We start from the raw sequence: 21,508 nt of genomic DNA, 5'->3' as shown, positions 1-21,508 counted from the left end.
GCGCGATGGGTCAGGTGTGCTACCTGGTCGATCCTGATCGCCGGAGTTGCGGCCGCGTTGACACTTGTCTTGTTCAATGCAGGCCGGTACAGCTCCTCGGAGCACGATCTGCTCGTGGTGCCCCCTTCTCGCTCCGACCTCGTCGCGCAGGTGGTGGCCGATGTCGAGGCTGCGGGTCTGACCTGCTCCCCGACGCCGTCACTGGCGCAGAGCATCGTCTTCGAGTGGCTCGATGGCTCGGTGGGGGTCCTGACCTTCGACCAGGCCCTCAGTGGTGCCTCGGCGGGCGAGGGCTGGGTGCGTTCCTACTGCGCAGCCCCCTGAGCCGGCAAAGGCTGCGGCCCCCTGAGCAGGGTCCCTTCGAGGCTCCGGCCGCGAGCGGCCTACGCACCTCAGGGGCCGGGTTCTGCCTATGGGTCATTTCACCCTTCGAGGCCGCTCCTTCGTCGCGGCACCTCAATGACCGGGGTTGCCCAGCTGCTCAAACGCGACAAGGCCCCGCGACCGGTTACCGGTCGCGGGGCCTCGTGGGCCGGGGTGTCGATCAGGCGTCGGTCGACGGCTCCTCTGGTGCCGCAGACGCGCTGGTGTCGGTCGGCGGATCCGCCGGGGTCACGGAGGTCTTCTTTGCCGGCTTGGCCGGGGACTCCTCGGCCTCCGGCTTGGCCGCCGTGGGGGCGAAGGTCGAGACGATGTCGCGCAACTGACCCATCTGCGACACGATGCCGTTGCGCTTGCGCTCGAGGTCCTCGACCTCCAAGCGCAGTGCACGGGTGTGGCGCTCGACCTCGGTCGTGGTCGTGACTCGGACGTTCTCGGCCTCGGCGGTGGCCTGGGCCAAGATGTTGGCGGCCTCGGTCTTGGCGTTCTCGATCAGCTGCGCGGACTCGCGGGCGGCGTCGTCGCGCGACTTGGTCGCGTTGGCCAGCACCTCGCGTGAACGGTCATCGGCGGCTTGAGCGCGGGCCTCGGCATCGGCGACGAGCTTGCTGGTCTTGGCCACCGCAGCCTCGTGGTTCTCGGCTGCTTCACGGGCCAGACGTTCCTTCTCGACGGCCAGCACGCGGCGTGCCTCGGTGACCTCACGGTCGGCGGCGGCACGGGCCTTCTCGACCTCCCGCGTGGCGGTCAGCCGCATCGACTGGGCGTCCTGCTCGGCGGCTACCTTGACCCGTTCGGCCTCGCGCTCGGACTGATCACGCAGATCGATGGCGTAGGCCTGAGCTTCGGCCTTCATGGTCTCGGCCTCGTCGAGCAGGGCCTTGCGCTTGACCTCGATCTCACTGGTCGTGCGCGAGCGCAACTCCTCGGTCTCGGCCTTCGCCGCCGCCACCATGAGCGTGGCGTCCTCACGTGCCTTCGTGACGATCTCTTCGGCCTCGCGGCGGGCGCGGGCACGTACGTCCTCGGCTTCCTGCTCGGCCAGGCCGAGCAGTTGTGCGGCGTGGGTGCCGAGGCCTGTGTAGGTGGGGTGCTCGACGGCCTCGACGCGGTCCTTGAGCTGCTCGATCTGCTTGCTCAACTCGACGTTCTTGCGGCGTTCCTCCTGCACGGCTTTGGCCGCCTTGGCGAGTTCAGCCGACTGTGAGCGCACCCAGGCGTCGACCGCATCGGGGTCGTACCCCCCTCGGCGAGCCGGAGGAAAGGATGCTGCGGCGTTGGCGCCGTTGGCATCGAAGATCGACAATCCAGACTGATCGGACATGCAGGCTTCCTTGAAGGATGAGGCGCAGGACTGGGCAACGCCTACTGTACGACGAACGGGGCGCGACCACACGGTCGCGCCCCGTTCATCGTTCTCGGATCGCCCGCCCGTCCGGGCCTGTACTCCCACCTCGAAGCCGTCGATGGCGGGTCCCTTCGAGGTGTGCTGCGCTCGTACCTCGGGGAGCGGTCCGGTCCCTGAGGCGCGAGGAGCTTGCGACGAGCCTCGAAGGGCGTACCTCAGATGCCTCGGAAGAGGTTGATCTTGTCGAGGTACTTGGCGCGCTTCTCCTCGTCGCGCACGCCCAGGCCCTCCTCGGGCGCGAGCGCCAGGATGCCGACCTTGCCCTGGTGCAAGTTGTGGTGCACGTCGAGCGCGGCCTGGCCGACGTCCTCGAGTTTGTAGGTGCGCGAGAGGGTCGGGTGGATCTTGCCCTGGTCGATCAGGCGGTTCGCCTCGAACGCCTCGCGGTAGTTCGCGAAGTGGCTCGACACGATGCGCTTGAGGTTCATCCACAGGTAGCGGTTGTCGTACTCGTGCATGTAGCCCGTGGTCGACGCGCAGGTGGTGATCGTGCCGCCCTTACGGGTCACGTAGACCGAGGCGCCGAAGGTCTCGCGGCCCGGGTGCTCGAAGACGATGTCGATGTCCTCGCCGCCGGTCAGCTCACGGATCTTCTTGCCGAGGCGCTGCCACTCCTTCGGGTTCTGCTTCGTGCCGTCCTCGTTCCAGAACTTCCAGTTCTCCTCGGAACGGTTGATGACCATCTCGGCACCCATCGAGCGGACGATCTTGGCTTTCTCCTCGTTGGAGACGACACAGATCGGGTTGGCACCGCCGTTGAGCGCGTACTGCGTGGCGAAGCCGCCGAGGCCGCCGGAGGCGCCCCAGATCAGGACGTTGTCGCCCTGCTTCATGTTGCCGCCGTTCTTGGAGACCAGCTGGCGGTAGGCGGTGGCGTTGACCAGGCCCGGGCTGGCGGCCTCCTCCCAGGTGAGGTGGGCGGGCTTGGGCAGCAGCTGGTTGGACTTGACCAGGGCGATGTGGGCGAGGCCGCCGAAGTTGGTCTCGAAGCCCCAGATGCGCTGCTCGGGGTCCATCATCGTGTCGTTGTGGCCGTCGGGACTCTCCAGCTCGACCGAGAGGCAGTGCGCGACGACCTCCTGGCCGGGCTTCCACTTGGTGACGCCGGGGCCGGTGCGCAGGACGACGCCGGACAGGTCCGAGCCGACGACGTGGTAGGGCAGGTCGTGGCGCTTGGTCAGCGGCGAGAGGCGGCCGTAGCGCTCCAGGAAGCCGAAGGTCGGGACCGGCTCGAAGATCGAGGTCCAGACGGTGTTGTAGTTGATCGCGCTGGCCATGACCGCGACCAGGGCCTCGCCGGGACCCAGCTCGGGCAAGGCGACGTCCTCGACGTGGAGCGACTTACGCGGGTCCTTGTCGCGGCTGGCGACGCCCTCGAACATGTCGGCCTCGTCCTTGTGGACGGTAGCGGCGGTGTAATGGTCGGGGACGTCGATGTTGGCGAAGTCCTCGGCGGCGGTGTCGCCGGCCAAGATCGCGTCGAGGATGTGCTGCACGGGGCCTCCAGGGTCGATGGGTTGCGGCGATGTTACCCGCGAGAAACTTCCGGTGCCACGCGGCACCGGGTGATTCGGGTCTCCCGGCGGTGAATCAGTGGGCGGCGCCGGCGGCCGGCTCGACGAGTTCGACCAGCACGCCGCGGGCGTCCTTGGGATGCACGAAGTTGACCCGGCTCCCGCCGGTGCCCTTTTTGGGGGCGTCGTACAGCAGGCGCATCCCGCGCTCGCGCAGCGCCTGCGAAACCGCGTCGATGTCGCGCACGCGGTAGGCGAGCTGCTGTATGCCCTGGCCGTTCTTGGCCAGGAACTTGCCGATCGTCGTCTCGGGCGACAGCGGGGCGAGTAGTTGGATGCACGAGCCGGAGTCGCCGACGGCCAGCATGGCCTCGCGCACGCCCTGCTCGGTATTGGTCTCCTCATGGACCGAGTGCAGGCCGAAGGTCGAGGAGTAGAAGGCGATGGCGTCATCGAGATCAGGGACCGCGATACCGACATGGTCGATGGCGATCAGAAGGTGCTCGGGAACCAGGGGGGAGTCAGTCGGGTCGGACATGGACGACAGGGTAGGCCATCGGCCCGGCGGCCCGTCGGTACAGTGAGGGCATCTCGCGTGCAGACCCATAAGGAGAGACCCCATGACCACATCCGTGATTGTCGCCGGAGCGCGTACCCCCATCGGACGCCTCCTCGGCGGGCTGAAGTCGTTCTCGGCCGCCGACCTCGGTGCCATCGCGATCAAGGGGGCGCTGGAGAAGTCCGGTGTCGCCCCCGAACAGGTCGAATACGTCGTCATGGGCCAGGTCATCCAGGCCGGCTCGGGCCAGAACCCGGCACGCATGGCCAGCACCGGCGCGGGCATCCCGATGTCGGTGCCGACCATCACCATCAACAAGGTGTGCCTGTCAGGCCTCAACGCCATCGCTACGGCAGATCAGCTGATCCGCGCCGGTGAGTTCGAGGTCGTGGTGGCCGGCGGCATGGAGTCGATGACCAACGCCCCCCACCTGCTGCCGAAGTCGCGCGACGGCTTCAAGTACGGCGACACGACCCTCGTGGACTCGATGGCCTACGACGCGCTGTTCGACCAGTTCACCAAGCAGGCCATGATCAACCTCACCGACGCCTGTAACGCCGCCGCGCAGAAGTACACGCGCGAGGAGCAGGACGCGGTCGCCGCCGAGTCGCATCAGCGCGCTGCCGCCGCGCAGAAGAACGGCCTGTTCGACGACGAGATCGTCCCGGTCGAGATTCCGCAGCGCAAGGGTGACCCGATCATCGTCTCGGCCGACGAGGGCGTCCGCGCCGACACCACCGCCGAGTCGCTGGGCCGCCTGCGCCCGGTCGCCAAGGAGGGCACGATCACGGCCGGCTCGGCCTCGCAGATCTCCGACGGCGCGGCTGCGGTCGTCGTGATGAGCAAGGCCAAGGCCGAGGAGTTGGGCCTGACCTGGCTCGCCGAGATCGGTGCCCACGGCCAGACCGCCGGCCCGGACTCCTCGCTGCAGTTGCAGCCGGCCGCCTCGACCGCTCGTGCGCTGGAGAAGGAGGGCATCACCGCCGCCGACCTGGACCTGGTGGAGTTCAACGAGGCGTTCGCCGCCGTCGGCATGGCCTCCGCCGCCGAGCTGGGCATCGACCTGGAGAAGGTCAACGTCAACGGCGGTGCCATCGCCCTCGGCCACCCGGTCGGCATGTCCGGCACCCGCGTCGTGCTGCACCTGGCGCTGGAGCTGCAGCGCCGCGGCGGCGGCATCGGTGCGGCGGCGCTGTGCGGCGGCGGCGGCCAGGGCGACGCGCTGATCGTGCGCGTGCCGAAGCAGGGCTGACGAGGCCTTCGCTCACACGATGCGCCGAGACGACGATGTCCACGCGCTCGTCGAGACGGTTCTCGGCGACGGCCCGGGCCTGAGGAAGGTCCGGGCCGTCGCCCGTCTCATCTCCCTGGTGGAGAGCGATTCTCCGGCGCTGCGTGAGGTCGCCCGCGCGCTGGCGGGCCGCGCCGGCCGCGCTCACATCGTCGGCTTGACCGGCTCGCCGGGGGTCGGCAAGTCCACCTCGACATCCGCGCTCGTGCGCGCACTGCGCGCGGCGGGCAAGACGGTCGGCGTCCTGGCGGTGGACCCGTCCTCGCCGTTCAGCGGCGGTGCCCTGCTCGGCGATCGGGTGCGGATGTCCGAGCACGCCACCGATCCAGGGGTCATCATCCGGTCGATGGCCAGTCGCGGGCATCTCGGTGGCTTGGCCGCCGCCGCGCCCCAGGCGCTGCGTGTGCTCGATGCCGCCGGCTGCGATGTGATCCTCGTCGAGACCGTCGGCGTCGGGCAGTCCGAGGTCGAGGTCGCCGGTCTCGCCGACACCAGCCTGGTGCTGCTCGCGCCGGGCATGGGCGACGGGATCCAGGCCGCCAAGGCCGGCATCTTGGAGATCGGCGACCTGTTCTGCATCAACAAGGCCGACCGCGACGGTGCCGCGACCACGCGGCGCGAACTGCGCGCGATGCTCTCGCTCACCGAGCGCCCCGACGGGGCCTGGAAGCCGCCCATCGTGCTGACGGTGGCGACGGCGGGCACGGGAATCGATGAGGTCGTCGCGCGGCTCGACGAGCACCGGGCGTATCTGGAGTCGTCCGGTCAAGGCCGTAGGCGGCGTCTGGCCCGTGCCCGGCGCGAGATCGAGGCCATCGTGCTCGGCGAGGTGACCCGCCGTTTCGCGGTCACCTCGCACGGGGCGCGCCTGGACGTGCTCGCTGCCGACGTGCTCGGCGGTGGCACCGACCCGTACACGGCCGCCGAGGCGGTGCTCGACGAGATCGCCGCCGCAGCTCAGGCCGACGAGATCTGATCGCGCCTCGGCGCGCCTGCCGTTTTCTCCGGCGATGATGCACTACAACTGACGTCGTGGCGAAGAAGGCGATCGTGGGGCTCGTCGCGGCGTTTGCCCTGTACTACCTGCTCACCGCGCCGGCTCAGGCAGCCGACGTGGTGCAAGGTGCGTTCGAAGCCGTGATGGAGGCCTTCGGTGCCGTGGGGGTCTTCGTCCAGGAACTCTTCCGCTAGCGGTTCGCCATGCTGCGCAGACTGTTCGAGCGCATCCCCGAGCAGAAGGTCGGCAATCACCTGCTCGATGATGAAGGCGAGTACATCGTCGACCTGGTGCGCCATCACTGGGTGGTCTACATACGGCCGATTGCGTATGTGATCGGGTCTCTGGCGTTGTTCGTGCTGGCGTTGTTCGTGCCCATCCAGATCGGCTGGCTCTTCTTGCTGGCCTCGATGGGCCTGGGCGCGAACGCCGGGTACCGATTGGCCTCGGAGCGGCGGGACGTCTTCGTCATCACGAATATGCGGGTGTTCCGGGCTTCGGGGGTGTTCAACGTGCGCATCGCGACCATCCCGATCACCCGCCTGCTGGACATCACCGTCGACAAGCCGCTGGTGGGCCGCATGCTGGGGTACGGGCACTTCGTCTTCGAGTCGGCGGCGCAGGCGCAGGGCTTGCGCGACATCCGCTACATCGGCGATCCCGATGCCCGCGATCTGACGATCCAGCGGGTCGTGCAGCGCGCCGGCTTGCGCGGCCCCCGCGGCGGCGCCCCCATCTGAGCACGTGCGCGCATAGACGGAGCCGGTCATTGAAGTGCGAGCGCAGCACACCGGGTCCTGAGGTGGCGCGAGGAACGAGCGCCCTCGAAGGGCGAAATGACCCTCCCACGGCAGGCTTCGCCCTTCGAGGCTCGGCCGCAGGCGGCCTCGCACCTCAGGACCCGGCTCGCTCGTTCCTCGCTGCGCACGGGGGATACCTCCCGCTTGCGGGGGAGAATGAGCGGCATCAACCGATAAATCAGCGGGTCCCTAGAATCGGGTCATGAACTTCTCGCGTCCGGGAGCACTTGATCTGTCCGCGCTGGCTCGTCCTTCGTCCGCGCCGAACTCACCGGCGGCCGGTGACGCACCAGGGGCTTCCTGGGTGGTCGACGCCACCGAACAGGACTTTCAGCAGGTGGCGCTGGAAGCCTCCCTGCAGCACCTGGTCGTGCTGAGCCTGTGGTCGCCGCGCGCCCCCCAGAGCGCCGACTTCAACGCCCGGCTCGCTGCCGCCGCGAACTCCTACGACGGTCAGATCTTGCTGGTGCAGGTCGACGTCGACGCCAATCCGGCCATCGGCCAGGCCATCGGCGCGAGTTCGGTGCCGCTCGTTGTCGGGCTGGTCAAGGGGCAGCCGGTGCCGCTGTTCCAGAGCACCGTGCCCGATGAACAGATCCGCAGCTACTTCGAGGAGTTGATCCGCCTCGGTGCCCAGCACGGGGTCACCGGCCGGGCACCGGCCGTCGGTCACTCGGCCACCCCGGACGAGGAACCGGCCGACGACCCGCGCTTCGCCGAGGCTGATGCGGCCTTCGCTGTGGGCGACCTGGCCGGGGCGATCAGCGCCTACGAGAAGCTCGCCGCCCAGCATCCTGGCGACGCCGAGGTCGCCGAGCGTCTCGCGGGCGTCAAGCTCCTGTCCCGCACGCAGGGTGCCGATCTGAACCAGGCGCGGGCGGCCGCGGCCGACGCCCCCGACGATCTCGACGCGCACCTGCTCGTCGCCGATCTCGACATCAGCGGCGGGCACGTCGCCGACGCCTTCGACCGGCTGATCTCCCTGGTGCGGCGCACAAGCGGCGACGACCGCGACCGGGTGCGCGAGCGCCTGCTGGAGTTGTTCGTCGTCGTGGGCGGCGACGACCTGCGGGTGGCGCAGGCCCGCCGCGCCCTGGCGACCGCGCTGTTCTGAGCGACGCGCTTGCGGCTCGTCGCGGCACCTGGTGACGCCGCTCGGGTAGTAGGGTCGTCGTCGCGGCCCCCGGCGGCCGGTGACCATGGTGGAAGAGGGAATCGATGCGCAAGATGGGGGCCTGGCTGCTGATCGCGGTCGGCGCGCTGGCCGTGCTCGGCGGTGCCGCAGTCATGGCGATGCTCGGCCCTGACGGGCGCATTACCACCGGCCCGCACCCCATCGACACCGATGCTGCTGCGGTGGTGACCGCCCCTCGCGTCGTGAAATACGCCGGCGTGCAGTTGGACGTGCTGGTTGAGGTGCCCATCGAGAAGCCGGTGTTCGTCGGCGTGGGTAACACCGTCGATGTCGAGAACTACCTGGAGAACACCGGTAGGGTCGAGATCACCTCCTTCGAGACGCCCTGGAAGGTCGGTATGCGCGACGTTGCGGGCGAGCCGAACGTGCCGTCGGCGCCGACCGCGCTGGACTGGTGGATCGCCTCGCAGGCCGGCCTGGGCGGTGCCGACATCACCGTCACGCTGCCCGACGAGCCGGTGTCGGTGGCGGTCGTGGCTGTTGGCTCGACCAACCTGACCGGCGTCGAGGTCACCATCGCCTACGGGATCAAGGGCGGTTTCGGACGGGCGGCCGGAGTCGTGCTGCTGGGCATCGGCCTGGCCTGGCTCGGGGTGCTGCTACTGCGCGACCGCCTGTTGACGCCGGTGCTCGAGACCAGTCGTTCTGGCGGCCTGCACGGGGTTTTCGCGCGCCGTGGTGCCGCAGGCCAGACCGAGGAGGTCGAGGTGTTCGTCTGGGTCGATGAGCACGGGGTCGAGCACGAGATCGGCGAGGACGAGCTGGACGAATTCGAGATCGTGGAAGGCTCGCCGGAGCCGGAGCCGGAGCCGGAGCCGGAGCCGGAGCCGGAGCCGGAGCCGGAGCCGGAGCCAGCCGCTCCCGCGACGCCGCGCGTCGAGGAGCGTGTCGTCTACGTCGTCGTGGACGAGCACGGCGTGGAGCACGAGATCGGCGAGGACGAACTGGCCGACTACGAGATCGTCGACGACGAGCAACCCCCGCAGGAGGCGCGATGAGCAGGCCGATGACGCGGGTGGCGCTCGCCCTGCTCGTGAGCCTGGCGCTGGTCGGCTGCAGCGTGCCGCATCAGCGCGATGACACCTCGATCTCGAAGGCCGCCATCGAGGACTCCGAGGTCGACGCCGTCTACGACCGCTACCGCGAGGTCTACAACACCGCCGTCGACATCGGCACCGCGCAGCCCCTGTCGGTGGTCGAGAGCGATGCCGTCCTGGCCATCGACACGGTCGCTTTCGGTGTCGAGGGCGGCACCGTGAAGGTCTCGAACCTGAGCGCCGACCAGGTGGCCGTGCCGAGGTTTGAGACCTATCCGCTGTGGTTCGTAGCCGTCGCCTCTGATGCGTCCAGCAGCGAGCGGCGCGTCCAGGTGTTCGCCCGTGCGAGTTCCATCGACACCTGGACGCTGGTGGCCAGTCCCCAGATCGCCTCGGGCGTCGGCCTGCCGGAGTTGCGTACGCCGCGCGACGCGAGCGCGGTGACCGTCGCGCCAGACGACGGCCGGGGCATGGTGATGTCGGCCGACGACGCCGTGGCGGCCTATGTTGCGGCCCTCGGCGCGCTGCCGGCGGCGTCGGCGGAGACGAAGATCGCCGGGGACGACGGCTTCGTGCAACAGATGCGCGAGTCGTACCAGCAGAACACGATGCTGCCCGATCTGCAGTTCTCCCAGACCTGGAGCGCCGATCCGGTCGAGTACGTCCTGCGGAACGCCGACGGCGGTGCTCTGGTGTTCGCCACGCTTTATCGCAACGACGTGTTCCAGGTCGCCTCGGGGCACACGGTGACCTGGCCGGCGGGCACGGCGCAGGCGGTGCTCGCCCCCGATGGCATCACCGGTGCCGGCACGGTCCGGTTCGCCCATCAGGTCCTCGTGCGGGTGCCGCCGGGTTCGGGCGACATCGAGGTCATCGGCCAGTTCGGCGGGGCCATCTCAGTCGAGTAGAGGGGTCACTGCAAGTTCTTGCGCAAGTATGCAAGAATATGAGACATGTCCAAGGTCTTGACTTCCCTTCCCGTCGGCGAGCGGGTCGGCATCGCGTTCTCCGGCGGCCTCGACACCTCGGTGGCGGTGGCCTGGATGCGAGACAAGGGGGCGATCCCCTGCACCTACACCGCCGACCTCGGCCAGTACGACGAGCCGGACATCTCCGGCGTCCCCGGCCGGGCCATGGAGTACGGTGCCGAACTCGCGCGGGCCATCGACTGCAAGCGGCCGCTCGTCGACGAAGGCCTGGCCGCCCTCGCCTGCGGTGCCTTCCACATCCGCTCGGCGGGCAAGGCCTACTTCAACACCACGCCGCTCGGCCGGGCCGTCACCGGCACGCTGCTGGTGCGCGCGATGCACGAAGACGACGTCAACATCTGGGGCGACGGCTCGACCTTCAAGGGCAACGACATCGAGCGGTTCTACCGCTACGGCCTGCTGGCCAACCCCGATCTGCGTATCTACAAGCCCTGGCTGGACGCCGATTTCGTCGCTGAGCTGGGCGGCCGGGCCGAGATGAGCCAGTGGCTCACCGAGCACGACCTCCCCTACCGCGACAGCCAGGAGAAGGCGTACTCCACCGACGCCAACATCTGGGGGGCCACCCACGAGGCCAAGACGCTCGAATACCTCGACGTCTCGCTGGAGGCCGTCGAGCCGATCATGGGCGTCAAGTTCTGGGACCCGTCGGTCGACATCGATGCCGAGGACGTGACGATCTCCTTCGAGGCCGGCCGGCCGGTCGCCATCAACGGGGTTCGTGTCGACGATGCGGTCGCGCTCGTCCAGGAGGCCAACGCCATCGGCGGCCGGCACGGCCTGGGCATGTCGGACCAGATCGAGAACCGCATCATCGAGGCCAAGAGCCGGGGCATCTACGAGGCACCCGGCATGGCGCTGCTGTGGGCCGCCTACGAGCGGCTGGTCAACGCCATCCACAACGAGGACACCATCGCCAACTACCACCAGCACGGACGGCGGCTCGGCCGGCTCATGTACGAGGGCCGCTGGCTCGACCCGCAGGCGATGATGCTGCGCGAGTCGGTCCAGCGCTGGATCGCCTCGGTCGTCACCGGTGACGTCACGCTGCGGCTGCGGCGGGGCGAGGACTACACGATCCTCGACACGCAGGGACCCGCCTTCTCCTACCACCCCGAGAAGCTGTCGATGGAGCGCACCGAGAACGCCGCCTTCGGCCCGACGGACCGGATCGGCCAGCTGACGATGCGCAACCTCGACATCGCCGACTCGCGGGCCAAGCTGGAGATGTACGCCGCGCAGCCGCTCGACCAGGGGCAAGTGCTCGTGGAGAACGGCACGCTGTTCGGTGACCTGCCCGCAGGTGGCGCCCTGCGGATCGAGGCCAACCCGGAGGTCGAGGGCGACGAAACAGCAGCCGTGGACGCGGCGGCGATGGAGTTCGGGGCGGACTGATGACGTACTCCATTGCGGTGGCGGGGGCCAGCGGGTATGCCGGCGGCGAGGTGCTGCGGCTGCTGCTCGGGCATCCGGAGGCCCGGATCGGCGCGCTCACGGCGGCCTCCAGCGCGGGCAGCCCGATGGTCGAGCACCAGCCGCATCTGGCGGCCCTGCACGACCGGGTCATCGAGCCGACGACGCCGCAGACCCTCGCCGGGCACGACGTGGTCTTCCTCGGGCTGCCGCACGGGCAGTCCGCAGCGGTGGCCGCCGAACTCGGGCCGGACACGCTCGTCATCGACTGCGGTGCCGACCACCGGCTCGAGAACGCCGCCGACTGGCAGGCCTACTACGGAGGTGACCACGCCGGCACCTGGCCGTACGGCCTGCCCGAGTTGCTGACCGCGGACGGCTTGCAGCGCACCGCACTCGCGGGGGTCAAGCGCATCGCCGTGCCCGGCTGCAACGTCACGGCGGTCACCCTCGGGCTGCAGCCGGCCGTGCACGCCGGCCTGGTCGAGCCGGCCGATCTGGTCGCGGTGCTCGCCAACGGCTACTCCGGCGCGGGCAAGGCGCTCAAGCCGCACCTGCTCGCCTCCGAGGCCCTGGGTGCGGCGAGTCCGTATGCCGTCGGCGGCACCCACCGGCACATTCCCGAGATCGCCCAGAACCTGCGCCACGCGGGTGCCAGCGAGGTCTCGATCAGCTTCACGCCGACGCTCGTCCCCATGTCGCGTGGCATCCTCGCCACCGCCACTGCGCGGCTGCGCCCCGGTGCCGATCCCGCGGCGATCCGGGCCGCCTACGAGCAGGCCTACTCGGGCGAGCCGTTCGTCCGTCTGCTGCCCGAGGGTCAGTGGCCCACCACGGCCGCCACGCTGGGTGCTAACACCGCCCACGTGCAAGTGGCGGTCGACGAGAAGGCGGGCCGGCTCGTGACGGTCACCGCCCTCGACAACCTCGTCAAGGGCACGGCCGGCGGCGCGATCCAGTCCATGAACCTCGCGCTCGGCCTGCCCGAGACTACGGGCCTGCCCACCGAAGGAGTCGCCCCATGAGCGTCACCGCCCCGAAGGGGTTCCGGGCGGCGGGCGTCGCCGCAGGACTCAAGGCCAGCGGCAACCCCGACGTCGCCCTCGTGGTCAATGACGGGCCGTCCTCGGCCGCAGCCGCAGTCTTCACCTCCAATCGCTGCAAGGCCAATCCGGTCCTGTGGAGCGAGGAGGCGATCAAGACCGGCAGCGCCCGCGCCGTGGTGCTCAACTCCGGTGGAGCCAACTGCTACACCGGGGCGGACGGTTTCCAGATCGTCCACGCGACCGCAGAACTGGCCGCCGGCCTGCTGGAAGTCGGTGCCATCGACGTCCAGGTCTGCTCGACGGGCCTGATCGGCCTGCTCAACGATCGCGACGACCTCCTGAGCGGCGTGCGTGCGGCGGCCGCAGCCCTGAGCGATCAGGGCGGAACCGACGCGGCGACGGCGATGATGACGACCGACACCGTCAGCAAGCAGGCCGTGCGCGAAGGATCCGGCTACTCCATCGGCGGCATGGCCAAGGGGGCCGGCATGCTGGCCCCGGCGCTGGCGACGATGCTCGTGGTCGTCACCACCGACGCCGACCTGCCCGCGGCCGACCTCGACACGGCTCTGCGCGCCGCCACCGCGCAGTCCTTCGACCGGCTCGACTCCGACGGCTGCCAGTCCACCAACGACACCGTCCTCCTCATGGCTAGCGGCGCGAGCGGCGTGCGGCCCGGTGCGGCCGAGTTCACTGCGGCGCTGACCGAGGTGTGCCGCGACCTCGCGCTGCAACTGCTCGCCGACGCCGAGGGCGCCGATCACGAAATCGCCATCGAGACGATCAACGCCGCCACCGAGGCCGATGCGCTCGCGGTCGGCCGGTCGGTGGCCCGCAGCAACCTGTTCAAATGCGCGATCTTCGGCAAGGACCCCAACTGGGGTCGCGTGCTCGCCTCGGTCGGCACCACCGACGCCGTCTTCGACCCGGCCGATCTCGACGTCGCGCTCAACGGCGTGTGGGTCTGCCGGGCCAGCGCGCCGGCCGAGGACCCGGCCCTGATCGACCTCGGCCCTCGCCAGGTGAGCGTCACGATCGACCTCAAGAGCGGAAAGGAGGCGGCGACGATCTGGACGAACGACCTCACGCACGCGTACGTCCACGAGAACTCCGCCTACTCGACATGACGAACGACGCTACGACCACCACGCCCGACGAGTGGCATCCCGACGACTGGGAGAAGGCCACGACGAAGGCCGCCACGTTGGCGCATGCCCTGCCTTGGCTGAAGAAGTACCACGACAAGATCCTCGTCGTGAAGTACGGCGGCAACGCCATGACCGACGAGACGCTCAAGCGCGCCTTCGCCGAGGACATCGTCTTCCTGCGGCTGGCCGGCTTCAAGCCGGTCGTCGTCCACGGCGGCGGCCCGCAGATCAGTGCGATGCTGGACCGGCTCGGCATCGAGAGCGAGTTCCGTGGCGGCCTGCGGGTCACCACGCCGGAGGCCATGGAGGTCGTCCGCATGGTCCTGACCGGCCAGGTAGGCCGCGAACTCGTGGGCCTGCTCAACCATCACGGCGACCTCGCGGTCGGCCTGTCCGGCGAGGACGGCGGCCTGTTCACCGCAGAGAAGACGATGCCGGTCGTCGACGGTGAGCCGGTCGATATCGGTCTGGTGGGCGAGGTCGTCGGTGTGCGTCCCGAGGCGGTCCACGACCTCATCGAGGCCGGTCGCATCCCGGTCGTCTCCAGCGTCGCGCCGGATGCCGCCGGCCAGGTCCACAACGTCAACGCCGACACTGCGGCCGCAGCGCTGGCGGTCGCGCTCGGTGCCGAGAAGCTGCTCGTGCTGACCGATGTCGAGGGCCTGTACGCAGACTGGCCGAACTCCACCGACGTCATCGGTGAGATCAGCCCCGAATCGCTCGAGGAGATGCTGCCCAGCCTGGCCAGCGGCATGATCCCCAAGATGACCGCCTGCCTCCAGGCCGTGCAGGGCGGCGTCAAGCGGGCCACGGTGATCGACGGGCGCGAACCGCACGCGGTGCTGCTGGAGATCTTCACCGACGAGGGCGTGGGCACGCAGGTCGTGCCCGGCGTGCCGACCCGGCTGCGCACCGCCCTGTACGCCACCAGCGTCGACAAGGGCCGGCCGTGAGTACCCCGCAGCGCCCCGCCGGGTGGGCGGGCACGCCGGTCACCGGCCGGGAGTGGACCGAGCGGTACACCGCGAGCGTGATGAACACCTTCGGTACGCCCGCGCGGGTGCTCGTGCGCGGTGAGGGATCGACGGTGTGGGACGCCGACGGCAACGCCTACCTCGACCTTCTCGGCGGGATCGCGGTCAACGCGCTCGGTCACGGCCATCCGGCGATCACCGAGGCGGTCACGACCCAGTTGCGGACGCTCGGTCATGTCTCGAACTTCTTCATCTCCGAACCCCAGGTGCGTCTCGCGGAGCGGCTCATCGGACTGCTCGGCGCGCCGGAGAGCCGGGTCTTCTTCGCCAACTCCGGCACGGAGGCCAACGAGGCCGCGCTCAAGGCGACCCGCCGCACCGGCCGCACGAGGGTCGTGGCCACCGAGGGGAGTTTTCACGGCCGGACGATGGGAGCGCTGTCGCTGACCTCCAAGTCGGCGTACCGCGAGCCGTTCGAGCCGTTGCCGGGCGAGGTCGTGTTCGTGCCCTATGGCGACGCTGCCGCGCTGGAGGCGGTCGTCGACGAGACCGTGGCGGCCTTCGTCGTCGAGCCGATCCAGGGTGAGGCGGGGGTCGTCGATCCGCCGGAGGGCTACCTGGCCGCCGCGCGGGAGATCACCTCGCGGCACGGTGCGCTGCTGTGGCTGGACGAGGTGCAGACCGGCATCGGCCGCACCGGCGACTGGTTCGCGCACACCGCGTCCGGGGTCGTCCCCGACATCGTCACTCTGGCCAAGGGACTCGGCGGCGGCCTGCCCATCGGAGCGATGATCGCCCTCGGCGAGGCGGCTGTGTTGCTGGGGCCGGGCCAGCATGGCACGACTTTCGGCGGAAATCCGGTCGCCACGGCGGCCGCGCTCGCGGTGATCGACACCATCGAGTCCGAGGGCCTGCTGGCGCATGTGTCCGCTCGTGGTGACCAGCTCGCCGACGGTCTGAGGCGTCATCTGCGGGTCGCGGAGGTCACCGGTCGGGGCTTGTTGCGCGGCGTCGCCTTGACCGAGCCGCGTGCTGCCGACGTGCAGAGCGCCGCGCTGGACGCAGGGCTGATCGTCAACGCGCCCCGGCCCGACCGGCTCCGGCTCGCGCCGCCGCTCATCGTGACCGAGGACGAGGCGGGGCACGCCGTCTCGACCCTGTCGATGCTCCTGGACGAGGTACTGGCATGACGATCGAGATTCTGTGTCCCTTCGAGGCTCCTCGTTCCTCGTCGCACCTCAGGGACCGGGAGCGTCGGTCCCTGAGGTGCGAGCTTGCGAGCCTCGAAGGGACTTCAGAGGAGGTTGACGCATGAGGCACTTCCTGCGCGACGACGATCTGAGTCCCGCCGAGCAGGCCGAGGTGCTGGCGCTGGCTGCTGAGCTGAAGGCCGCGCCCTACTCGCGCACGCCGCTGGCCGGCCCGCAGACCGTGGCGGTGCTGTTCGACAAGTCCTCGACCCGGACCCGGGTGTCGTTCGCCGTCGGCATCGCCGATCTCGGCGGATCGCCGCTCATCATGGACGCCGGGGCCACCCAGGCCGGCCGCGGCGAGCCGGTCGCGGACACCGCACGGGTGCTCGGTCGCATGGTCAGCGCGGTCGTGTGGCGCACCTACGCGCAGGACGATCTGGAGACGATGGCCGCCCACGCCGGAGTGCCGGTCATCAATGCGCTCAGCGACGACTTCCACCCGTGTCAGATCCTCGCGGACTGGCTCACCGTGCTGGAGCACAAGGGGTCGCTGGCCGGCCTGACCACGGCTTTCGTCGGCGACGGTGCCTGCAACATGGGGCATTCCTACCTGCTTGGTGGGGCGACGGCCGGTATGCACGTGCGCATCGGCGCTCCGCAGGGTTACCAGCCCGATCCGCAGGTGGTGGCCGACGCCGAGCGCATCGCGGACGCGACCGGCGGTTCGGTCATGGTCACCGACGATCCGGCTGCGGCCCTCGCCGGTGCCGATGTCGTCATCACCGACACCTGGGTCTCGATGGGCATGGAGGACACCAAAGAGGAGCGGTTGACGGTGTTCGGGCCGTACTCCCTGACCCCCGATGCGGTGGCGCTGGCCGAGCCGGACGCGATCGTGCTGCACTGCCTACCGGCCTACCGCGGCCTGGAGATTGCTGCGGAGGTCATCGACGGGCCGCAGAGCGTCGTGTGGGACGAGGCCGAGAACCGTCTCCACGCCCAGAAGGCCGTGCTCACCTGGCTGCTGGAGCGGGCGTGAGGCAGACTCGTCCGGGTCAAGGCGTGACATGAACGTTCCTGACACCAAGGCCGCCCGGCAGCAGCTCATCGTGGAACTGCTGCAGCGCCACGCTGTACGCTCCCAGGGCGATCTGGTCGCCCTGCTGACCGAGCGCGGGGTTCAGGCGACGCCCTCGACCATCTCGCGTGATCTGGTCGACCTGGACGCCGTCCGGGTCCGCCAGGCCGACGGGGGACTGGTCTACGCCGTGCCCGCCGAGGGCGGCGACCGCACGCCGCAGCCGGCCACCGACAGCGCCGCGGCCCACACCCGGCTCGCCCGCATCGCGCGGGAAGTCCTCGTCGGCGCGGAGGCCTCGGCCAACCTGGTCGTGCTGCGTACCCCGCCCGGCGCGGCCCAGTACTTCGCCTCGGCGGTCGACCACGTGGCCATGCCCGAGATATTGGGCACGATTGCCGGTGACGACACTGTCATGGTGATCTGCCGTGACCCGGACGGCGGTGCCGAGGTCGCGGCGCGCTTCACCGCCTTGGCCAAAGCCGCCCGACCCGACGAAGAGGAATCCGCGTGACCGAGCAAGCCGACGCCCCAGGGACCGACGAGCCGCAGGGCAAGACCCGCCTGTGGGGCGGGCGTTTCGACTCCGGCCCGTCGCCGGAGCTGACCGAGTTGTCGCGGTCCACCCACTTCGACTGGCGACTGGCACCCTACGACATCGAGGGTTCCCGCGCCCACGCCCGCGTGCTCCACCGGGCCGGCCTGCTGACCGATGACGACCTGGCCGCGATGCTGGCCGGACTCGACGCGCTCGCCGCCGACGTCGCTGCGGGCGCTTTCGCGGCCGACCCCGACGACGAGGACGTCCACACCGCGCTCGAACGCGGACTGCTGGAACGTCTCGGTGCCGATCTGGGCGGCCGCCTGCGGGCGGGGCGCTCCCGCAACGACCAGGTGGCGACGCTGTTCCGGATGTATCTGATCGACCATGCCGCGACGATCACCGATCTCGTGCGCGACCTCGTCATCGCGCTGGCCGACCAGGCCGAGACCCATCTGGGTGCGCCGATGCCGGGCCGCACTCACCTGCAGCACGCCCAACCGGTGCTGCTCTCGCATCACCTGCTGGCGCACGCCTGGCCGCTGGTGCGCGATCTGGACCGGTTGCGGCAGTGTGCGGACCGGATCGGCGCGGAGTCGCCGTACGGCTCGGGCGCACTCGCCGGCTCGTCGCTGGGCCTGGACCCGGAGGCCGTCGCGGCCGACCTGGGATTCGGGGGGTCCTCGCCGAACTCCATCGACGGCACCGCGGCCCGTGATTTCGTCTCGGAGTTCGCTTTCGTGCTCGCGCAGATCGGCGTCGACCTATCGCGGCTGGCCGAGGAGATCATCGTCTGGAACACCCGTGAGTTCGGCTTCGTCACGCTGCACGACGGTTACTCGACCGGATCGAGCATCATGCCGCAGAAGAAGAACCCCGACATCGCCGAGCTCGCGCGCGGCAAGTCGGGACGTCTGATCGGCAATCTGAGCGGTCTCCTGGCGACGTTCAAGGGCCTGCCGCTGGCCTACAACCGCGATCTGCAGGAGGACAAGGAGCCGGTCTTCGATTCGGTCGACACCGTGGAGGTGCTGCTGCCCGCGTTTACCGGCATGGTCGCCACCCTGACCTTCCACACCGACCGTATGGCCGAGTTGGCGCCGCAGGGATTCGCGCTGGCCACTGACATCGCCGAGTGGCTGGTCAAGAACGGCGTTCCGTTCCGTGTGGCCCACGAACTCGCCGGTGCCTGCGTGCAGGTGTGCGAGCAGCGAGGGATCGAACTCGACGACCTGAGCGACGACGACTTCGCCGCGATCTCCCCGCATCTGGCCCCGCAGGAGGGGCGCAGCGTGCGCGACGTGCTGACCGTCGACGGCTCCATCGCCTCGCGTGATGCACGGGGCGGCACCGCTCAGGCCCGCGTTGCCGAACAACTCGCCGAACTGCGCGCCCGACTCCCGCACCGCTGAGACCGGCCGCTCCCGATGCGCGAGGAACGTGCCCTGAGGTGCGAGGCCGCTTGCGGCCGAGCCTCGAAGGGCGAAGCCTGTGATGCAGGCCCCTTCGCCCTTCGAGGCTGCTCCTTCGTCGCAGCACCTCAGGGATCGGATTCCACCGCCCCGCGATCTCCTATGCGGTGATGCGAGGGAAGCCGATGCTCTGCTCCAGCTCGAAGGCCAGCTCCAGGAGCGTGCGCTCGTTGCCGTGGTCGGCCGAGAAATGCACGCCGAGCGGGCGGCCGTCGTCGGTCTGCGCCAGCGGCAGGCTGATCGCCGGGCCGCCTGCGGCATTGTTGGCCGGCGTGAAGGCCGCGTACTGCAGCAGGCGCGGCAGCAGCGTCTCGTAGCCGTTCGCCGGTGACAGGTAGCCCAACTCCGGGGTGGTGTGCCCGAGCACGGGGGAGAGGATCGTATCGACGCGCTCGCGGCGGAAGGTGGCGCGATAGGTCGCCTCGGCGCGCTTGAGGCCGAGGACGGCCACCGGCGTGCGCCAGGCACGACGCTTGAAGTCGCGGGCCAGGCCCTTGACGAGGGCATCGTTGCGGCTGCGGTCGTAGGTCGCGTGCAGGAGCCGGCCACCGAAGTGGTGCATCGAGAACGCGAGCAGCCCCCAGTAGTGCAGGAAGTCCTCCTCGAAGGAGGAAGCGACCGGCAGCGGCACGTCGACGACCTCGTGTCCGGCCTTCTCCAGCCGGGCGGCGAGGTCCAGCACGGCGGCGCGCGTCTGGTCGTCGGTCGTGGCGTGGAGGGAGTCCACGATCAAGCCGATGCGCAGACGCCGATCCGACGGACCGGCCACCAGGCCGGTGCGCGGCAGCGAGCGATGGGGGCTATGCCGGTCGACGGCATCGAGGAAGACCGCAGTGTCGCGCACCGACCGGCTGACGATCCCGTTGGAGATGATGTTGACCGGCATGGCCTTGGCCTGGGCACCGATGGCCTCGCGCCCGCGGGTGAACTTCAGCCCGACCAGGCCGCAGGCCGCAGCGGGAATGCGGATCGAGCCGCCGCCGTCGTTGGCGTGGGCGAAGGGCACCGCGCCGGCCGCGACGAGCGCGGCCGAGCCGCCCGAGGACGCTCCGCAGGAGTAGCCGGTGTGCCACGGGTTGCGGGTCGGTTCGGCGTCCTCGAACTCGGTCGTCGCGTTGAAGCCGAACTCCGGCAGTGAACTCTTGCCGAGGTGAATCGCGCCGGTGGCGAGGAACTGGTCGGTGAACGGATCGTTCGCGCGCGCCGGCTGGGCGGCGATGACGGCCGCCGAACCGTGGCCGGTCGGCAGCCCGACGACGTCGACGTTGTCCTTGATGAAGGTCGGGACGCCGGCGAAGACGCCCTCGGTGCGCCGGCCGCGCGAGGCTGCGGCGTTCACACGGGCGCGCTCGTAGTCGCGGCTCACGATGGCGTTCAACGCCGGATCGACGGCTTCGGCCCGGACGATGGCCGCCTCGACGGCCTCGGCGGGACTGAGATCGCCACGGGAAATGGCTTCGGCGACCCCGACAGCGTCGAGGTCGCCGAGCGCGTCGTCGCCGAAGGCATGGACGCGGGGGGTCTGTTGTGTGGTGCTCACGCGCAGACCCTATAGCGCAGGGTCAGCGCGAGACCTTACCGGCCTTCAGGCAGGAGGTGCAGACGTTGAGCCGCTTGGGCGTGCCGTCGACGACCGCGCGCACGCGCTGGATGTTCGGATCGAAACGACGCTTGGTGCGTCGGTGCGAGTGGGAGACGTTGTGACCGAAGCCGGGTCCCTTGCTGCACACGTCACAGACCGCTGCCACGGTAATCACCTCTGAAGAATCTCGGGAAGGACGAAGTTAGGGGCGCTGCGGACGCCGAGTCGCGCAGGCAACCGCTCAAGAATAGCCGACCCGCCGGGCGGGAGGCGAATCGGGAGAGGTCCTGCCGCGGGCACGGGTCGCTGTGACGGCCCGATACCCTCGGCGGCATGAGGGAGCGCCAGCCGGGCCGGAGCAGTCACCGTCACCTCATGTCCGATCTTGCCGGGGTGCCGGCGGGGATCGAGGTGCGGCAGTGAGCGGCCTGCGCCTGGACGCGGTGCCCTTCGCCCGCTGGACCCGGCTGTGTGCCGACGCCCTGGCTGCGGCGCGCGCCGAGATCGACGCCCTCAACGTCTTCCCGGTGCCCGACGCCGACACCGGGACCAACGCCTTCGTGACCTTCGCCGCAGGAGCCGAGGCGGTGGCCTCGCTGGGTGCCGATGCCTCGCTGGCCGAGCAGGTCAAGGCCTACCGGGACGGTCTGCTGACTCGGGCGCGCGGGAACTCCGGCGTCATCATGTCGCAACTGGTTCGCGGGTGCCTGTCCGGTCTGCCACTCGACGGCGATGTCACGGGCGAGCAGGTGGCGGCGGCCTTCGAGCGGGCGACGGCTGCGGCCTACGAGGCCGTCGGCGACCCGAAGGAAGGCACGATCCTATCGGTCGCGGCGGCGGCGAGCCGGGGCGCGCGTGAGGCGGCCGATGCCGGGCGTGCGCCGCGCGAG

22 protein-coding genes are annotated in these 21,508 nt (G+C 69.9%); 17 read left to right on the top strand and 5 right to left on the bottom strand.

All coding sequences use genetic code 11. From position 1 onward, the window contains the following. Positions 1–114: 114 nt before the first annotated feature. Entirely contained in the window at positions 115–324 is a 210-nt protein-coding gene (locus QM597_RS07920; RefSeq protein WP_415004331.1) for a hypothetical protein, read from the top strand. A 220-nt stretch (positions 325–544) separates the two neighbouring features. Here the strand turns inward: QM597_RS07920 and QM597_RS07915 are convergent, their stop codons facing one another. From QM597_RS07915 to mce, 3 genes are all read right to left on the bottom strand, one after another. Further along, complete coding sequence (locus QM597_RS07915; RefSeq protein ID WP_415004330.1) at positions 545–1,705, bottom strand: DivIVA domain-containing protein; 1,161 nt, start codon at positions 1,703–1,705, stop codon at positions 545–547. A gap of 239 nt (positions 1,706–1,944) precedes the next feature. After that, on the bottom strand, positions 1,945–3,285 hold the full coding sequence (ccrA, locus tag QM597_RS07910) for a crotonyl-CoA carboxylase/reductase (protein WP_415004329.1): 1,341 nt from the start codon (positions 3,283–3,285) through the stop codon (positions 1,945–1,947). 94 nt (positions 3,286–3,379) lie between these two features. Further along, positions 3,380–3,841 (bottom strand): methylmalonyl-CoA epimerase, encoded by a 462-nt coding sequence (gene mce / locus QM597_RS07905; RefSeq protein WP_415004328.1) that lies wholly within the window; start codon positions 3,839–3,841, stop codon positions 3,380–3,382. Between the two features lie 82 nt (positions 3,842–3,923). Between mce and QM597_RS07900 the strand changes: the two genes are divergently transcribed. From QM597_RS07900 to argH, 15 genes are all read left to right on the top strand, one after another. After that, positions 3,924–5,114 (top strand): acetyl-CoA C-acetyltransferase, encoded by a 1,191-nt coding sequence (locus tag QM597_RS07900; RefSeq protein WP_415004327.1) that lies wholly within the window; start codon positions 3,924–3,926, stop codon positions 5,112–5,114. Positions 5,115–5,133: 19 nt separating this feature from the next. Further along, the gene (gene meaB / locus QM597_RS07895) at positions 5,134–6,129 is read left to right on the top strand and encodes a methylmalonyl Co-A mutase-associated GTPase MeaB (protein ID WP_415004326.1); all 996 of its coding nucleotides are present in this window, start codon (positions 5,134–5,136) and stop codon (positions 6,127–6,129) included. Between the two features lie 56 nt (positions 6,130–6,185). After that, positions 6,186–6,344, top strand: a complete 159-nt coding sequence (locus tag QM597_RS07890; RefSeq protein WP_415004325.1) for a hypothetical protein — start codon at positions 6,186–6,188, stop codon at positions 6,342–6,344. 9 nt (positions 6,345–6,353) lie between these two features. Next, positions 6,354–6,890 (top strand): PH domain-containing protein, encoded by a 537-nt coding sequence (locus tag QM597_RS07885; protein WP_415004324.1) that lies wholly within the window; start codon positions 6,354–6,356, stop codon positions 6,888–6,890. Between the two features lie 262 nt (positions 6,891–7,152). Continuing rightward, on the top strand, positions 7,153–8,064 hold the full coding sequence (locus tag QM597_RS07880) for a tetratricopeptide repeat protein (protein ID WP_415004323.1): 912 nt from the start codon (positions 7,153–7,155) through the stop codon (positions 8,062–8,064). Positions 8,065–8,168: 104 nt separating this feature from the next. After that, complete coding sequence (locus tag QM597_RS07875; RefSeq protein WP_415004322.1) at positions 8,169–9,143, top strand: hypothetical protein; 975 nt, start codon at positions 8,169–8,171, stop codon at positions 9,141–9,143. Further along, positions 9,140–10,090, top strand: coding sequence for a hypothetical protein (locus QM597_RS07870; RefSeq protein WP_415004321.1), 951 nt, complete (start codon positions 9,140–9,142; stop codon positions 10,088–10,090). Before QM597_RS07875 ends, QM597_RS07870 begins: the two co-directional genes overlap by 4 nt. A 45-nt stretch (positions 10,091–10,135) precedes the next feature. Continuing rightward, a complete protein-coding gene (gene argG / locus QM597_RS07865) occupies positions 10,136–11,566 on the top strand; it encodes an argininosuccinate synthase (protein WP_415004320.1) in 1,431 nt (476 codons plus the stop codon). Next, positions 11,566–12,609, top strand: coding sequence for an N-acetyl-gamma-glutamyl-phosphate reductase (argC, locus tag QM597_RS07860; RefSeq protein ID WP_415004319.1), 1,044 nt, complete (start codon positions 11,566–11,568; stop codon positions 12,607–12,609). The genes argG and argC overlap by 1 nt, the downstream gene beginning before the upstream one ends. After that, the gene (argJ, locus tag QM597_RS07855) at positions 12,606–13,757 is read left to right on the top strand and encodes a bifunctional glutamate N-acetyltransferase/amino-acid acetyltransferase ArgJ (RefSeq protein ID WP_415004318.1); all 1,152 of its coding nucleotides are present in this window, start codon (positions 12,606–12,608) and stop codon (positions 13,755–13,757) included. Before argC ends, argJ begins: the two co-directional genes overlap by 4 nt. Beyond that, positions 13,754–14,731 carry an acetylglutamate kinase gene (gene argB / locus QM597_RS07850; RefSeq protein ID WP_415004317.1) on the top strand — a complete coding sequence of 326 codons (978 nt, stop codon included), beginning with the start codon at positions 13,754–13,756 and terminating at the stop codon, positions 14,729–14,731. The genes argJ and argB overlap by 4 nt, the downstream gene beginning before the upstream one ends. Beyond that, complete coding sequence (locus QM597_RS07845) at positions 14,728–15,942, top strand: acetylornithine transaminase (protein ID WP_415004316.1); 1,215 nt, start codon at positions 14,728–14,730, stop codon at positions 15,940–15,942. Before argB ends, QM597_RS07845 begins: the two co-directional genes overlap by 4 nt. A 121-nt stretch (positions 15,943–16,063) precedes the next feature. Further along, positions 16,064–16,984, top strand: coding sequence for an ornithine carbamoyltransferase (gene argF, locus QM597_RS07840; RefSeq protein ID WP_415004315.1), 921 nt, complete (start codon positions 16,064–16,066; stop codon positions 16,982–16,984). Between the two features lie 28 nt (positions 16,985–17,012). After that, positions 17,013–17,537: an arginine repressor gene (locus QM597_RS07835; RefSeq protein WP_415004314.1), complete on the top strand. Its 525-nt coding sequence runs from the start codon at positions 17,013–17,015 to the stop codon at positions 17,535–17,537. Continuing rightward, on the top strand, positions 17,534–18,976 hold the full coding sequence (gene argH, locus QM597_RS07830; RefSeq protein ID WP_415004313.1) for an argininosuccinate lyase: 1,443 nt from the start codon (positions 17,534–17,536) through the stop codon (positions 18,974–18,976). The genes QM597_RS07835 and argH overlap by 4 nt, the downstream gene beginning before the upstream one ends. Before the next feature lie 160 nt (positions 18,977–19,136). On the opposite strand, the gene QM597_RS07825 is transcribed toward argH, so the two are convergent. After that, on the bottom strand, positions 19,137–20,576 hold the full coding sequence (locus tag QM597_RS07825; protein WP_415004312.1) for an amidase: 1,440 nt from the start codon (positions 20,574–20,576) through the stop codon (positions 19,137–19,139). Positions 20,577–20,598: 22 nt separating this feature from the next. Continuing rightward, positions 20,599–20,784, bottom strand: a complete 186-nt coding sequence (gene rpmB, locus QM597_RS07820) for a 50S ribosomal protein L28 (protein WP_415004383.1) — start codon at positions 20,782–20,784, stop codon at positions 20,599–20,601. 253 nt (positions 20,785–21,037) lie between these two features. Here rpmB and QM597_RS07815 point away from each other — a divergent pair. Beyond that, positions 21,038–21,508 (top strand): DAK2 domain-containing protein (locus QM597_RS07815; protein WP_415004311.1); only part of this gene is annotated, 471 nt, incomplete at its 3' end.

Origin of the sequence: Aeromicrobium sp., assembly GCF_047607065.1 — a bacterium.
Lineage (GTDB): Bacteria > Actinomycetota > Actinomycetes > Propionibacteriales > Nocardioidaceae > Aeromicrobium.
This window is presented reverse-complemented; position numbering and strand designations above follow the sequence as displayed.